Origin of the sequence: Pseudomonas sp. SK3(2021), assembly GCF_016772375.1 — a bacterium.
GTDB lineage: Bacteria > Pseudomonadota > Gammaproteobacteria > Pseudomonadales > Pseudomonadaceae > Aquipseudomonas > Aquipseudomonas chlororaphis_I.
In genome coordinates, this window is the sequence record NZ_CP061943.1 from 437,323 (window position 1) to 452,677 (window position 15,355).

8 protein-coding genes are annotated in these 15,355 nt (G+C 59.3%); 5 read left to right on the forward strand and 3 right to left on the reverse strand.

Going from position 1 to position 15,355, the window contains the following annotated elements; all coding sequences use genetic code 11:
* The first annotated feature begins 21 nt into the window (after positions 1–21).
* Positions 22–9,792, forward strand: a complete 9,771-nt coding sequence (locus tag IF690_RS01950) for a two-partner secretion domain-containing protein (protein WP_202698630.1) — start codon at positions 22–24, stop codon at positions 9,790–9,792.
* Entirely contained in the window at positions 9,789–10,268 is a 480-nt protein-coding gene (locus IF690_RS01955) for a pentapeptide repeat-containing protein (protein WP_202698631.1), read from the forward strand. Before IF690_RS01950 ends, IF690_RS01955 begins: the two co-directional genes overlap by 4 nt.
* Before the next feature lie 58 nt (positions 10,269–10,326).
* Here the strand turns inward: IF690_RS01955 and IF690_RS01960 are convergent, their stop codons facing one another.
* Together IF690_RS01960 and IF690_RS01965 are read right to left on the reverse strand one after the other, a co-directional pair.
* Positions 10,327–10,548 (reverse strand): SymE family type I addiction module toxin, encoded by a 222-nt coding sequence (locus IF690_RS01960; RefSeq protein ID WP_202698632.1) that lies wholly within the window; start codon positions 10,546–10,548, stop codon positions 10,327–10,329.
* Between the two features lie 97 nt (positions 10,549–10,645).
* On the reverse strand, positions 10,646–10,981 hold the full coding sequence (locus tag IF690_RS01965) for a hypothetical protein (RefSeq protein ID WP_202698633.1): 336 nt from the start codon (positions 10,979–10,981) through the stop codon (positions 10,646–10,648).
* Positions 10,982–11,026: 45 nt separating this feature from the next.
* On the opposite strand from IF690_RS01965, the gene IF690_RS01970 reads away from it, so the two are divergent.
* Positions 11,027–11,536: a hypothetical protein gene (locus IF690_RS01970; RefSeq protein ID WP_202698634.1), complete on the forward strand. Its 510-nt coding sequence runs from the start codon at positions 11,027–11,029 to the stop codon at positions 11,534–11,536.
* A 536-nt stretch (positions 11,537–12,072) separates the two neighbouring features.
* Here the strand turns inward: IF690_RS01970 and IF690_RS01975 are convergent.
* A complete protein-coding gene (locus IF690_RS01975) occupies positions 12,073–12,345 on the reverse strand; it encodes a hypothetical protein (RefSeq protein ID WP_202698635.1) in 273 nt (90 codons plus the stop codon).
* 576 nt (positions 12,346–12,921) lie between these two features.
* Here IF690_RS01975 and IF690_RS01980 point away from each other — a divergent pair.
* Positions 12,922–13,482, forward strand: a complete 561-nt coding sequence (locus IF690_RS01980; protein ID WP_202698636.1) for a YbhB/YbcL family Raf kinase inhibitor-like protein — start codon at positions 12,922–12,924, stop codon at positions 13,480–13,482.
* 89 nt (positions 13,483–13,571) lie between these two features.
* A complete protein-coding gene (locus IF690_RS01985; protein WP_202698637.1) occupies positions 13,572–15,326 on the forward strand; it encodes a vWA domain-containing protein in 1,755 nt (584 codons plus the stop codon).
* Positions 15,327–15,355 lie beyond the last annotated feature (29 nt).

Sequence of the window (15,355 nt, forward strand, 5' to 3'; positions counted from 1 at the left end):
CGTTTTTCCGAGACCTTCGACATGTACGCTCGCCACCTCGCTCTTCTGGCTCGCCAGCCTTCGGCTACGCTGAAACCCCGAGACACGTTCTGGGGCATGCCCAAGCGCGGCCTGGCGTTCATCCTGGCCAACGCCATGTTCTGGCAACCGCTGTGGGCCCAGGCGGAAGGCATCGTGGTCAGCGCGCCGGGCACCAGCCTGGGGCAGGCGGGCAACGGCGTGCCCATCGTCAATATCGCCACGCCCAATGGCAGCGGCCTGTCGCACAACCAGTTCCACGACTACAACGTCGGCCAGCAGGGGCTGATCCTCAACAACGCCACTGACCGCACGCAAAGCACCCAACTGGGTGGCATCATCCTCGGTAACCCGAACCTCAAGGGCGCTGCGGCGCAAACCATTCTCAACGAAGTCAACGGCGGTAGTCCCAGCCAACTGCGCGGTTACACCGAGGTGGCCGGCCAGTCGGCCCGAGTCATCGTGGCCAACCCCTACGGCATCAGTTGCAACGGTTGCGGCTTTATCAACACCCCACGAGCCACGCTGACCACCGGTAAACCTATTATTGAAAACGGCCAGCTCAGCCGCTATCAGGTCGATCAAGGCCAGGTGGTGATCGAGGGGACCGGGATCGATGCCAGCAATATTGGCAGCTTCGAAATCATCACCCGCAGCGCCCAGATCAACGCCCAGATCAATGCCAAGCACCTTGCGGTGATCGCCGGTGCCAACGATGTCGATGCCGGCACCCTGAAAGCCACCGCCCGCGCCGCTAACCCGGCAGACGCCCCGCAACTGGCCATCGACTCCAGCGCCCTGGGCGGCATGTACGCCGGGGCGATCAAACTGGTGGGCACCGAGGCCGGTGTCGGGGTGAAGCTGGCCGGTAATCTGGCCGCCAGCGGCGGTGATATCCAGATCGATGCCAACGGGCGATTGAGCATGGCGAAGGCCGCCGCGACAGGGGCCATCGACGTCAAGGCGGCCAGTGTGGACGTGCAAGGACCGGCGTACGCCGGCACATCCCTGGACATCAACAGCCGGGGCGACCTCAACAGCCAGAAAACCCTGGCCGCCCGCGACCGTATCAGCCTCTCCAGCGGTGGTCGGTTGACCAACCACGACATCGTCGAGGCTGGGGTCAACGCCGATAACAGCCGTAACGGCGGCGGTGATCTCAACATCACAACGCAGATCCTCAACAACAGCGGCACCAGCCTGATTGCCAGTCGCAACCTGACCGTCAACGCAGCTCAGACGCTGAACAATCAGGGCGGCACCCTGAGTGCCAAGCAAGCGGCGACCATCAGCACCGGCACGCTGGATAACCAGAACCAGGGGCGGGTGCTGAGCACCGGCAGCCTGAACCTCAACGCCAACCAGTTGCTCAATACCCAAGGCGGCCTGGTGACCAGCAGTAGCCCGCTGAGTGCGACTATCGGCCAACTGAACAACCGCAGTGGCGAGTTCTCCAGCCTGGGCGCCATGGCCCTGAATGTCGCCAGCCTGGATAACGTGGCGGGCCTGGTCTCGGCCGGAAAAGGCCTGAGCCTGACTGCCAGCGGCACCATCAACAACCAGAATGGTCAGCTCACCAGCCAGGAGGCACTCAACCTCAAGGCCGGTGCGCTGGACAACAGTGCCGCGGGGCGTGTTGCCAGTAACCAGGCAATGACCGTGCAGGTCGACCAGGCTCTGGTTAACGCCAAGGGCGTGATTGCGGCCGGTACGTTGGACCTGCGCAGCATGACGCTGGATAACCGCGAAGGCCTGCTCAGCAGCCGTGGCGAAGCGAAGGTGACGGTGGCCGGGGCTTTTCAGAACCAGGCCGGCATCCTGATCGGGGACGGTAATACCCAACTGAGCGCCGCTCGCCTGGATAACAGCGGCGGGCAGATATCCAGTAAAAAAGACCTTACTGCGCACCTTGCCGACAGCAACAATCAAAACGGTTCGCTGGTCGCCGAAGGCTCGCTCAAGCTCGACGGCACTAGCCTGGATAACCGCCAGAATGGCTTGGTCGGCGCGACGCAAGGCGTCGAGCTCAAGGTCGGCAGTGTCGATAACCGCGGTGGCGAAGTCTCGAGCAAAGGCGCGGTCAGCCTGAGCGGTCGGCAGTTGGACAACAGCGATGGCGGCCGGGTGACGGCGGGCACCACTCTGGCGTTGACGGTGGATCAACTGCTCAACCGCAATCAGGGCCAGCTCAGCGCCCAGAGCGGTTTGAGTTTGCAGGGCCAACGTCTGGACAACACCGGCGGCAGCCTGCTCAGCCAACAGGGCGTCGATATCAAGCTCAGTGGCGACGCTGACAACCGTCAAGGTTTGATCAGCAGTGAGGGCGTGCTGAGCGTGCAGGCGGCGAATCTCGACAATCGCCTGGGTAGCCTGTCCAGTGCGGGGCCTCTGACCGTTACGACGCAGCAGGCGCTGAATAACCAGGGCGGCCGGCTGGCTACCGACGGCACCCTGGCCGTTCGCAGCGCCAGCCTGGACAACCGTCAGAAAGGCACCCTCAGCAGCCTGGCGGCCCTGAAGATCACCACTGGTGCGTTCGACAATAGTCACGCCGGTACGGTCAGCACCCGGGACACCCTGGCGATCAGCGCCGGGCAACTGACCAACCAGGATGCAGGAAGCATCACCAGTAGCAAAGCGTTGACCGCCAAGGTCAGCGGCCTGGATCAGCAAGGCGGCAAACTCTTCAGTGAAACCTCGGTGGACCTGGACCTGAACCATGGCCAGTTGAACAACCAGGGCGGCCTGATCAACGCGCCGTTGCTGATGCTGAACAACCTCAACGGTGTGAACAACCAGGGTGGGGAAATCTCCAGCGCCCAAGCCTTTACCCTGGCCGCCACCAGTCTGGACAACAGCAACGGCAAGCTGCTGAGCAACCAGGCCCTGACCCTGCGCATCGAGCAGGCCCTGAACAACCTCAAGGGCCTGATTGCCGCCCAGTCCGTCGATGGCCGTGCCGCCAGCCTGGACAACAGCGGCGGCACCCTGACCAGCCGCAGTGACCTGCTGCTGAATGTTGCGGGCCAGCTTAACAATCAGAACGACGGGCTGATCAACGCCACCAACGCCCTGACCCTCAACAGCGCGGGCTTGAACAACCAGCAAGGGTCGCTGCTGGGCAGTGCCATTGCCATCGACCTGGGGCAGGCCACCGGCGACCTGAACAACAACGCCGGGCTGATCACCACGGCCGGCCCGCTGACCATCAAACACCTGCGTGACCTGAGTAACCAGGGCGGTGAAATCTCCAGCACGCGGGGCCTGGACCTGACCGGCCGTACCCTGGATAACAGCCGCGGCAAGCTCATCAGCAACCAGCTGCTGACCCTCAATGCCAACAGCCTGATCAACCAGGGTGGCTTGATGTCGGGCTGGCAAGGCCTGAGCGTCAAAGGCAGCGATCTGGACAACCGCACGAGCGGCACCCTTTCCAGCCGTGACGGCGACCTTGATATCAAGCTGAGCAATCAACTGCTCAACAGTGGCTCTGGCGCCCTGGTCAGCAAAAAGCTGCTGACTGTCAAAGCTGCCGGACTCGACAACAGCGCCCAGGGCATTGTGTCCAGCGGCGGTGGGCAGACGCTGATCGTCAGCGGCCTGCTCAACAACGCCCAGGGTGGCCTGATCGACAGCGGCGCAGCCCTTGGTTTGCAGGCGCGGACCCTGAACAACAGCGGCGGCACTATCCAGGCCCAGCAGCCCATCGATGTCGCCGTCAGCACCCTCGATAACAGTGGTGGTTCGCTGATTGGCAATGGCGCAGTCACCCTTGATCTGCTCGGTGCCCTGACCAATGCCAACGGCAAGCTTGCCAGCGGCGGCGCGCTACTGGTCAAACGCTCCAGCCGGATCGACAACCAGGGCGGTCAACTGGCCAGCCAGGGTTTACTCACCCTGTTGACCGGCACCCTGGATAACCGCAATCGCGGCACGGTAGCAGCGTCCCAAACGCTATCGCTGACTGCCACGGATGCGGTGCAGAACAGCGGCGATGGCCTGATCTACAGCCAGAATGCCGACCTTTCCCTTAAGGCTGCCAGCCTCGATAACGCCAAGGGCGCGATCCAGAGTCAGACCGGTCTGGCCCTCGACGTTGCAGGGGATATCGACAACCAGAGCGGTAAGGTCATTGCCCAGACCGGCGATGTCAGCCTCAAGGCCAACACGATCGATAACCGCGGTGGCATCCTGGCCAGTATCCAGGGTGCCCTCGAGGCCCGTACCGTGGGCGTGCTGCGCAACGGCTACGACCTGAACAACAACCGCCAGGGCGGCATCGTCCAGGCCCAGCGCTTGAACCTCACCACCGGCAGGATTGATAACAACGGCGGGCGTATTTCCGCGCAAACCGGTGATGCCGTGGTCACCACCGGCGACTTCGACAACCGCGACGGTGGCCTGTATGGCAAGGGCGCGGTCAAGGTCACGGGCAACAACTTCGACAACCGCGGCGAGGTGCGTGGCCAGGTGGCCGCGGGCCTGATCGATCTCAACCTCAGCGGCGCGCTGAACAACCAGCAAGGCATTATCGAAAGCGACAGCACCCTGAAAGTGCACGCCGCCAGCGTGGACAACCAGAAGGGTCAGCTACGCGCCCTGGGCAGTGCCGGCACGACCAGGTTCCAGATCGGCGGCCTGTTCGATAACCGCAACGGCACCCTGGAAACCGCCAACCAGGATCTGCTGTTCCAGGCCGGCAGCTTGTTGAACACCGGCGGTACCGTGCTGCATGTCGGTTCCGGTACCTTCGGCATCGCCATGGCCAACCTCAATAACGCCAGCGGTAGCCTGATCACCCGCGGCAGCCTGACGGTCGACCAGGACAGCTGGAGCAACAGCAGTGTGATCCAGGCCGGACGCCTGACGGTCAAGGTCAACAGCCTGACTCAGACCGCCGACGGTCAACTGCTGGCCTCTGACAGCTTCACCGGCAGTGGCGTCAACTGGACCACCGCGGGCTTGATCGCCAGTGACGGCAGTTTTGACCTGACCCTGGCAGGCAACCTGAACAGCAGCGGTCGAGCCAGCAGCAAAGGAGCCATGAACCTCACACTCGGGCAGCTCGGTCTCAGCAGCAGCGCCAGCCTGGCAGGCGGTGGCGACACCACAGTGAAGGTCACTGGCTTGCTCGACAACTCGGGGCGCCTGACCTCGGCCGCCGATCTCAACCTGAGCGCAGCGGGCATCAACAACTACGGCACCCTGGGCAGTGCGCAGCAGCTCACCCTGACCACCGGGGCACTGCTCAATGATCACGCGCTGATCTTCAGCGGCGGCGATATGAGCCTGCGGCTGGACTCGCTGAACAACAGCTACGCCGACCTCTACAGCCTGGGCAACCTGAGCATTGACCGTGACGGTCAGGGCGGGCTGGCCAGCAGCATTCTCAACCGCTCGGCGAATATTCAGAGCGACGGCAATCTGAGTTTGGCGGCGAGCACGATCCAGAATATTCGTGCCATCCTCACCACCAATAATCTGGGCATTTATACCGCCAGGATTGGTGAAATCGCCTGTATCGAAGGGGTCAACGCCGGCGACTGCAGCGGTAAGCGCAACCACGTCTGGGAGCTTGTCCAGCGGGACAAGTTCGAGGTCACCGAGGCCAGTGCGGCGTCGAGCATCACCTCGGGCGGCAACCTGAACATCAAGGGTGGCGACCTGCTGAACCAGAGCAGCACCATCGCCACGGCGGGCAACCTGGTGGCCACGGTCAACAACCTGACCAACAGTGGGATCGAAACCGGGGAAACCGAAACCACGCGGGTATTCCGTTCAGAGCGCACCAGAAACGCCGGAGGTTGGTACGACGCGGCCAGGGCTGTCACCGACAAGTACTGGTTCGAAAGCCCGGGCTACACCCCCAATGATGTGGGTGGCCTGCAGGCTGCTATCAGCCGCTTTATCGGCATGACCGAATTCGAGATGCCGGAATTTGGCAAGACGCAAAAAATCGCGGGCAGCGACCAAAGCTACACCGCGGTGATTCAGGCTGGCGGCGCGGTCAATATCCAGGCGCAGAACAACATCGATAACAGCGTGGTCCGCCCTGGTTACACCTACATTGGCAGCGGTGCGAAAACCGACACTGCGGCATCGGGTGCCAGCGGATCAAGCAGCAACTACTCGACTCGAATCTCCCTCAACTCGCAGTTGCCTCCGGATCTGGCCCAACAACAGGTCAACCCGCTGAGCCTGCCGGGCTTCAGCTTGCCTACCGGGCAGAATGGGCTGTTCCGCCTGAGTGGTGAAGCCAGCAGCACAGCGATCAACAGTGGGCCACAAAGCTGGGCCCTGGGGGCGGCCGCCATCAGCGCCGCGCAGCGTCAACAGGGCCTGCCAGGCAACCAGGGGCAGGATATCCAGTCAGGCAATACGGCCGCTGCGGTCGTGGGCCCGATCACCGTCGCCGGTGGGCAACGCATCGATCGCGTGCAGGGCCTGCCGTCCAGCGCCGGACGTTCCAACCCGAACAAATACCTGATCGAAACCAACCCGGCCCTCACCAACCTCAAGCAGTTCATGAGCTCGGACTACCTGCTGTCCAACCTGGGCTACAACCCGGATGAGAGCTGGAAACGCCTGGGTGATGGCCTCTATGAACAACGGCTGATCCAGCAGGCCGTGGTGGCCCGTACCGGGCAGCGTTTCCTCGATGGCCAGACCTCCGACGAGGCGTTGTTCAAGTACCTGATGGACAACGCCCTCAAGAGCAAGCAACAGCTCAACCTGGCGGTCGGCGTGAGCCTGACCGCGGAGCAGGTCGCGGCCCTGACCCACGACATCGTCTGGATGGAAACCGCCGAAGTGAACGGCGAGCAGGTGCTGGTACCGGTGCTGTACCTGGCCCAGTCCAACAACCGCCTGGCGCCCAATGGCGCGCTGATCGCCGGCAACGACCTCAACCTGATCGCCGGCCAGGACCTGCACAACGTCGGCACCCTGCGCGCCACCGCCAACCTGTCGGCCCAGGTCGGTCAGAACCTGGTCAACAGCGGCCTGGTGGAGGCGGGCAATCGCCTCGAACTGCTGGCTGGCAATAACCTGACCAACCAGGCTGGCGGCATCATCGCCGGTCGCGATGTCAGCCTGACCACCGTCAACGGTGACCTGCTCAACGAACGCACGGTTACTGCCCACGCCAGCAGCAGTGGTTATCGCAGCGAGCGGACCGCCTTCATCGACAGCGCCGCGCGCATCGAGGCCGCCAACAACCTGAGCCTTACTGCCGGGCGCGACGTCAACAACCTCGGCGGCGTGCTGAAAAGCGGTGCCGACACCAGGATCCAGGCCGGTCGGGACGTCAACATTACCTCCGCCGAGCAGGTCGTCAGCGGCGAGCGCGGCGCCCAGCGCAATCAGACCATCACCCAGCACGGTTCCAGCCTCGAAGCCGGCCGCGACCTGACGATCCGCGCCGGTCGCGATATCAGTGCGGTTGCCAGCCAGATCGACGCCAAGCGCGATATCGCCATCGCGGCCACACAAAACCTGACCCTGGCCTCGGCCGCGGACGAGCAGCATTCCTACAACAAGACCAAGAAGGTCACGAGCCAGGAGGACCATGTCAGCCAGGTGGCCACCAGCGTAACGGCAGGCGGCGATGTCACCCTCAGTGCGGGCAAGGACATGGCTCTGATTGCCAGCAAGGTTACAGCTGGGGATGAAGCCTATTTGGTTGCCGGAGAAAAACTCGAACTGCTGGCCGCGCAAGACAGCGATTACTCGCTGTACGACATGAAGAAAAAAGGCAGTTGGGGCAGCAAGAAAACCCAGCGCGATGAAGTTACCGATGTGAAAAACATTGGCAGTGAAATCAAGACTGGGGGTGATCTGACCCTCCAAAGTGGTGGGGATCAGAAGTACCAGGCGGCCAAGCTGGAAAGTGGCAAGGACCTGGCCCTGATCAGCGGTGGCGAGATCACCTTTGAAGCGGTTAAGGACCTGCATCAGGAGAGCCACGAGAAGAGCAGTAATAGCCTGGTGTGGACCAGCGCCAAAGGCAAAGGCACGACCGACGAGACCCTGCGGCAGACCGAAATCGTCGCTCAAGGGAAGTTGGCCATCCAGGCCGTAGATGGCTTGAACATCGATATCAAGCAAATCGACCAGAAGTCGGTCAGTCAGACCATCGATGCAATGGTTCAGGCAGACCCGCAACTGGCTTGGTTGAAAGAGGCTGAGCAGCGTGGTGATGTGGACTGGCGCAAGGTGCAGGAGGTCCATGACAGCTTCAAGTACAGCCACTCGGGCTTGGGTGGTGGGGCGGCGTTGGTCATCGCCATTATCGTTACCTACTTTACCTGGGGTGCAGGTGCCAGCCTTGTGGGGGCTGCCTCCACAACAACTACAGGGATCGCTGCGAATTCCGTGGTTTCCGCTGTCGCCGTGAAAGGCGCGACAAGCACGATCAATAACAAAGGAAACCTGGGGGATATCGCCAAGGATGTTACGTCTGGCGAAAGTCTGAAGGGCTATGCGATTGCAGGTATCAGTGGCGCTGTATCGCAACTTGCAGGTGTTAGTGGCGGCTTCACAGCCTCTGATCTTGGGAGGCAAATTGCCGTCAACTCTGCTCTGAAAACGGCTACGAATGGTGGAAGCTTCATTAAAAATGTGGGGCAGGCTGCCATCGATCTGACTGCCAGTCTGGTGTCTGGAGCCATTTATGAGCAGGTTGGTACTCACCTAAGTGGTACAGGACTTTCCACGAAAGTCGCGGTGCATGCCATCGTCGGTGGTTTGATTGCAGAGGCAGCGGGAGGCGATTTCACCTCGGGGGCAATTGCCGCGGGTGCGAACAAGGCGCTGATCCAGAGCTTTGGCGCAGAGATGTTCCCAGGCGAGGCGCACGATCGCGTATTGGCGATGACTTCGCAGCTGATTGGGATGACTGTCGCAGCGGGAGTTGGTGGTAGCAGCAAAGATCAAGAGGTTGCGGGCTGGGTTGCGCAGCAGGGGACGGTTTATAACTATCTGGAGCATTCCGATGTCAAGGCTTTTGCCAAGGATATGCAGGATTGCGGTACGAATACTTCCTGCCAGGAATCCAGATGGAAGAATGAAAAATATAACGAAGAGAGCCTTTACAACACCCAGTACGCGATGCAAATCAGCAGTTCGCTTCTAGCAAAAGACAAGCTACCCGGTGTCATTGCTGGCTTGGATGAACTGATGGCGATCCCATGTCAGACCCAGGTCTGTGAAAGCTATAAAGCGGAGCTGGTAAGCCGGTCAGTGGCTGCGGCGGAACACCTAGCCAAGCAGATCGCGGACTGGGGGCCTTCCATGGATCGATTGGCGTTGCTGGGGGGAGGCGGAGCGGCGAATAGTCGTTGGGAGGCTAAACCCAAGCTGCCGGGTGCGACTGAGCCGGCGGGGTTGATACAGCTTGAAAAGGCGATAAAGTATCTGCAGGCTGCAAAAGGAACTGGTGGGGCATTAGGAAAACCTTTAGTTTCGAAAGGTTCAGAAGTAACGCCTGAGATTATTCAAAAAGCATTACAAGGTGATCCTGCTATTAGTGGTCAAAAATTTGTTTCTCTACCTGCGGTTCAAAGATATGTTGATCGCCTTCTTAAAGGGGATGTAGCTCCGCCAATTAAGATGGATGGAAATATAATCGTTGATGGGAACCATCGTTATATCGCAGCAAAAATATTAGGGCGAAAACCAGAAGTAGCTCCCGGAACCTTACCACCTAGCAAAGCTGGTCAAACTAGACCTGTATTAGATGTGAAAATTGATCCGGTAGATTGGGGGAATAGATGATAACTATTTACTTTGATACTGGTGAGGCATTGAGCTTATCTATGGGTAGTCTTGTTAACTCGAATCTTAAGGGGTTAGAGCTTCATCGTGCAATTTTTGACAGCCTAGATATTTCAGGAGCAGATTTTACAGGCTCAAACTTGAGAAATTCCTCTTTTGACCATTCTCTGATGAATAGGGTAGTAATGAGTGGTGTTGCTCTTATGAATGCAACACTAATTGGCGCACAGATAAAAGAAGCAGACCTGTCAAGCGTGCTGGCAATTGGTGCTGATTTCTCTGAGGCTGATATTTCTATGTCTAATTTGAAAAATGCAGATATTTATGGTGCTAGTTTTATAGGGGCCAATTTATGTGATACGAATCTTGATGTTAGAAGAATCGATGAGGCCGTATTTTCTGATGCTTTATATAATGATAGAACGGTCTGGCCTAAAGACTTTGATCCTGAAAAACACGGTGCGGTTAAAGTTTGATTTTTCCCTTAAACTAAAATCCCTCGGTAGATTTTGAGGGCATTTAGTTATTGTTTGATCACTCCGCTGTAATCACCAATCTATTCTTACTGACCTGGATTCTAATCTTCTGATTGACCGCAAACCCCGCCTGTTGCAACCAATGCCCACGCAGTCGAAGCCAAGGAACGCGACGATGTCGGGGATATTCGGCATCATCCAACGGCGGGTAGAAGTCAGCGGCGATGGTGGCGAAACGTTCAGTTTTGGGCAGGGTTGCCCTATGATCGGCCTTAGCCATGATTCAGCTCCTGTTTAGCTGCTTGTGGTTAGCGGGCTCAAGGTGTTGGCGCACCTTGAGTCCGCGTCTTTTGAGTGACTACAAAACCCGGGGCGATTCAGAGATGTTCCCAGGCGAGGCGCATGATCGCGTATTGGCGATGACTTCGTAGCTGATTGGGGCGGGAGTTGGTGGTGGCAGCAAAGATCAAGAGGTTGCGGGCTGGGTTGCGCAGCAGGGGACGGTTTATAACTATCTGGAACACAATGAGGTCGAGTCTCTCATCGAGGAAGCTCGCGGCTGCGCAACTGCGAATACTTGCGATCAGGTTCGAGACAAATTTGCTGACCTGAATAACGCTAACGATAAACGCCTTAACGCTTACTGTGAAGCGGATCCAGCTGGGTGCTACGCGGCCTATCAGAGTTTTGTTGCAGACTTTAATCAAACGCATGAACTCATTTCGCAGGCACGGGCAGCCAGCGATATTTCTGAGGCCATGAAGCGTGTGCTGGGTGCTGTGCAGCTGTTTAACGCAACTGCTCAACTACGGATTGTGGCTGGAGGGATAGCCTCTGGGGCTGCACAATCGGCGAGTGATTTTGCTGCTGGGTTGGGTTTCAATGTGGACCCTCAAACGGTGGGTAGCACTGCCCAATGGGCGGCTATACTCTTTGGTGCCGGGAAAACGACACAGGGTCCATTTTGGTCTTCGACAAAATCAAAAAATGCCGTGGAAAACGCTTATGGACATTGGGATAAGCATAAAGCCGAGTTTCCGCAGTTTCAGAACGCGAAACAGTATGTTGAGGGTACGAAGAGTTTCTTGAATAACCCACCAGTCGGAACGCTGACGAAAGTTCGGCCTAATGGGGACACTGTTTTCTTCAATCCTGCAAATGATACCTTCGGTATTCGTGCTGCGGATGGTTCACCAAGGACTATGTTTAGGCCCGAACCAACTCAGCATGGATACCCAACAAATTTGGATTACTTTAATGCCCAATAATAATCAGCTGTATTGTCGTGTTTGTGGCTACAAAACAGATGAGGCTCCGTGGGGGGATGATGGGCTCAGCCCACTTTTCGAGTTCTGCCTGTGTTGTGGTGTCGAGCACGGATACCAAGATTCAACACCCAATGGTGCTCGTAAGTATAGAGCAGAGTGGATTGCTGCTGGTGCAGAATGGGACGATCCTAGAGCAAAACCAGGCGGGTGGAACCTGGAAGAGCAACTGCGCCATGTCCCTTTTGAGTTTCAGTAGTTAAAAAAAGAACTGCTAATACCGCATTGAAGCTTGGCGAAATCCAAAAAATTAATGATGTAAGTATGACTTATGTCAGGATGCAAAGTAAATTTTTAAAAAGGCGATGAGTAAATATGTTTTCCTGCGATAGTTTAATTAATTTATTAAGTTAAGTTTGTTTCTGTCAAATTGTCGTCGTTTTGCGGTAATTTGATTGGAGTGCTCTTGGTAAGTTGGCAGTTGAATATGTTTAAGAATGAAAGATAAAGCGGGCGACTTTAAGGTCGCCCGCTATTGCTTACGCTAAAAGCTGTTCCTGTAATTTTCGTCCAGTTACATCTAGTAGATCGCAACCGTCGCGCAGCAGAATAGTGCAGACCAACGTCAACTCCTGAAGAACCACAGGGTGGCTTCCGGGATTTACAGGTTCCACAAAGTTTTCCAACAACTGAGTCACCGCACGAATGCGATAAGCCGCCGCATCGTGAAGTACATCGACAGGTACCTGAGTGTCGATTAGCAGATAGGGGATATTGCAGTCGTGGCCGGTAATGGGCATGTAGCGGTTCATAGGTGTAACTCCATTCAGTTGAAAAGAGCTATCACTCAAACGTCGCCAAACGAAAGGTGGCAGCTGTACGCGGGTTGGCGAGCCGGGAATGGAAAACCGACAGGCCCGAAGGCCTCCCGCGCACAACTGCCGTAAAGCAGCTTTGCATGCGCAAAAGCTTCTGTAATCAGAAATCTTCTGCACACCATTCACCAGGTCGCCAAACCTGATCCCCATCGAGGGACTGGTCGACTGTAGACCGAGGTTGTCAGGTCTGGAAATGAGGGGCGCTCTGTATTCGTTGTGAGGTTTTTCTGATTCTGTAAAAAACCGTACTCCTAGCCCTTGCCCGGTGATGCCTGTAGTCGGTGCGTCCGTTTCAAGGGAAAAAGCCGGGCCTGTTATCCCAGCAGCCAGTTGGACATCTGTGTATTGCCCAATCATTCAAATCCCCGCCCAGCAAAATTCCCTTCTCCCCATTTACAACCACCCCCCGCCTCAAGCTCAATCACCTCCGATACCGCGCCTGCATTTATCCGCCAGGCGTCAGGTTATAGTCTTCAGGCCACGACCCTATCCGCAGAAGGTGCCCTCGTTATGTCCCGTTTTGCTTCCCGCACTCCCTGGTTGGCCGCGGCAGCTGTTGTTTTTTGTCTGGCGGGGTCGGCCCAGGCCCAGGAGCGTTTCACCCTGAACGTGCCCGGTGTCTCGGACAACCGCCTGTTCACCCCGGCCAGCGCCAGCGACGCCAAGGGCTGCGGCGGGCATAACCTGTCGCCGGCCCTGGCCTGGACCGCCGGCCCCGAAGGCACCCGCAGCTACGCCATCGTGATGCACGACCCGGACGGCGCCAAAGGCCAGGGTATCGACCACTGGGTGCATTACGGGATCAAGCCCACGACCCGGCAGATCGCCGCGGGCGCGGGGGCCAAGGGCACCCTGGAAGGGCTGGGCGGCACCAACAGCAAAGGCACCACCACCTACGTCGGTCCTTGCCCACCGGTGGGCGACAGCGCGCACCACTACATCATTCAGATCTACGCGCTGGAGCTGGCGCCCGATGCCTTGCCGGCCGGCCTGACCCGCGCCCAGTTGCTGGAAAAGATCAATGGCCATGTGCTGCGTAACAGCAGCGTGGTGCGGCGCTACCTGCGCTAAGGGAAATTTTTTTCGGGGGCTTAACCCGAATCGCCCAGGGGCTTCGTCTGAAGGGGGGAATGGATCAATTTCTCCCGAGGTCAGCCCCCATGTCCCTTCCTCCGTACTACCTTCGCCCCGTTGTTCAGGGTTGCGCCGCCGGGTTGCTGTTGGCCATGGCCGGTTGCGGCCCGTCCGCGCCGGATACCCGGGGCGGCGCCTTGCCCGTCGAGGAAACGGTCGCACCCCAGGCCGCCGTGCCCTCGCCGAGCGAGACCCAGCGCGCCGATGTGATCCTGGCCGGATATAACAACGCCAAGGCGCTCGCCCCGGCGCCGATGCACGCCTCGATGATGACGCGCGAATCGTTGCCCAGTGGCTATCGCGCCGAGCCGCGAGAGCAGTACCAGAACCTGCCGGACAATCCGATCCAGAGCGTGGCGCAGGCCCCGGTCTCGACCTTCAGCGTCGACGTCGATACCGGCGGCTACGCCAACGTCCGGCGCCTGCTCAACCAGGGTAGCCTGCCGCCGCATGGCGCGGTGCGCCTGGAGGAACTGGTCAATTACTTCCCCTACGATTACGCCCTGCCCGGCGATGGCTCGCCGTTTGGCGTGACCACCGAGATCGCGCCGTCGCCCTGGAACCCCCACACCCGCTTGCTGCGCATCGGCATCAAGGCCTCGGATCGCGCGGTTGCCGAGCTGGCGCCGGCCAACCTGGTGTTCCTGGTGGACGTGTCCGGCTCCATGGATCGCCGCGAAGGCCTGCCGCTGGTGCAAAGCACCCTCAAGCTGCTGGTCGACCAGTTGCGCGAGCAGGACCGGGTGTCGCTGGTGGTGTATGCCGGTGAATCGCGGGTGGTGCTGGAGCCCACTTCCGGACGCGACAAGGCGAAGATCCGCAACGCCATCGAGCAACTGACAGCGGGCGGTTCCACCGCCGGCGCCTCGGGCATCCAGCTGGCATATCAGATGGCCCGGCAGGGCTTCATCAAGAACGGCATCAACCGCATCCTGTTGGCCACCGACGGTGACTTCAACGTCGGCATCAGCGACTTCGACCGCCTCAAGCAGATGGCCGTCGAGCAGCGTAAAAGCGGAGTGTCCCTGACCACCCTCGGCTTTGGCGTGGACAACTACAACGAGCACCTGATGGAGCAACTGGCCGACGCCGGCGATGGCAACTACGCCTACATCGACAACCTGCGCGAGGCGCGCAAGGTCCTGGTGGACCAGCTCGGCTCGACCCTGGCGGTGGTGGCCAGGGACGTGAAGCTGCAGGTGGAATTCAACCCGGCCCAGGTCAGCGAGTACCGCCTGCTGGGCTATGAGAACCGCGCGCTGAAACGCGAGGACTTCAGCAACGACAAGGTCGATGCCGGCGAGATCGGCGCCGGGCATACGGTCACCGCGCTGTATGAAATCGTGCCCAAGGGCGAGCAGGGCTGGCTGGAGCCGCTGCGCTATGGCCAGGCCCAGGCGTCGTCGGAATCGAACATCAAGGACGACGAGCTGGCCATGCTGCGGGTGCGCTACCAGGCGCCACAGGGCGGCGGCAGCCGGCTGATCGAGCGGCCGATCCTGGCCTCGCGGCAGCAGGGTAAACTCGCCCAGGCCAGCGATGATCTAAGATTTGCCGCAGCCGTGGCGGCGTTCGCCCAGCAGCTCAAGGACGGTCGTTATACCGGCGACTTCGGCCTCAAGGACACCCTGGCCCTGGCCCGCGGCGCCAAGGGCGACGACCGTTTCGGCCTGCGCGGCGAGTTCGTGCAGCTGGTGGAACTGGCGCAAAGCCTGCAGACTCAGGCCGCTCCGGAGGATCAGCCGGGCCGTTCCGGGGAGGCCTTGAGCCGCCGTGAATAACGTCATGACCCACCAGCAGAAGGAGTCCG